The sequence below is a fragment of the Streptomyces sp. WAC05292 genome (assembly GCF_003949955.1).
Taxonomy (GTDB): Bacteria; Actinomycetota; Actinomycetes; order Streptomycetales; family Streptomycetaceae; genus Streptomyces; species Streptomyces globosus.
The window spans coordinates 1-770 of the sequence record NZ_RPSE01000830.1 but is presented as its reverse complement, the minus strand read 5'-3'; the positions used below and the strand labels follow the sequence as shown (position 1 = coordinate 770).

1 pseudogene is annotated in these 770 nt (G+C 76.9%); it reads left to right on the top strand.

Features of this window, described 5'->3' with window-relative positions:
- Positions 1-70 precede the first annotated feature (70 nt).
- Positions 71-676 (top strand): annotated as a pseudogene (locus tag EF903_RS33280) (nucleoside/nucleotide kinase family protein); the annotation flags it as partial.
- Positions 677-770: the final 94 nt, after the last annotated feature.

The following is a 770-nucleotide window of genomic DNA, read 5'->3' as shown; positions in this document are numbered from 1 at the left end:
GCCCAGGGTAGGCGGCGGCTCCGACAGCCCGGCCGGGCGGGGGCGGTACCGGTTCGGGCAGGATGAGGCAATGGACACGGCTGAGTTGGAAGGGCGGGCGCGGCGGCTGGCGGGTGCCGGGGGCCGGCGGATCCTCGGGATCGCCGGAGCGCCCGGCGCGGGGAAGTCGACGCTGGCCGCGCACCTGGCGGCGGCCCTCGGACCGGACCTCGCGGCGGTGGTGCCGATGGACGGGTTCCACCTGGCCCGGGCCGAGTTGGAGCGGCTGGGCCGCGCCGACCGCAAGGGCGCGCCGGACACGTTCGACGCGGCCGGGTACGCGGCACTGCTGCGGCGGCTGCGGGATCCCGGGACCGCCCCGGTGTACGCACCGGCGTTCGACCGGTCGCTGGAGGAGCCGGTGGCCGGCAGCATCCCGGTCGGGCCCGAGGTACCGCTGGTGATCACCGAGGGGAACTACCTGCTGTACGGGGAGGGTGCCTGGGCGGAGGTCCGGCCGCTCCTGGACGAGGTGTGGTTCCTCGCACCGGAGGAGGGGCTGCGGGTGCGGCGGCTGGTGGCCCGGCACGTCCGGCACGGCAAGGCCCCGGATCGGGCACGGGAGTGGGTGGAGCGCTCGGACGAGGCGAACGCCCGGCTCGTCGCCCGGGGGCGTGGTCGGTGCCCTTGGGCCGTCTCTTTCGGATCTTGCCGGTCAGGCCCGCGTCGTGCGGTGCCGTGCGTCGCAAGGCGGAGGGCCGCCCGCGTATCGGGGTACGCGGGCGGCCCTC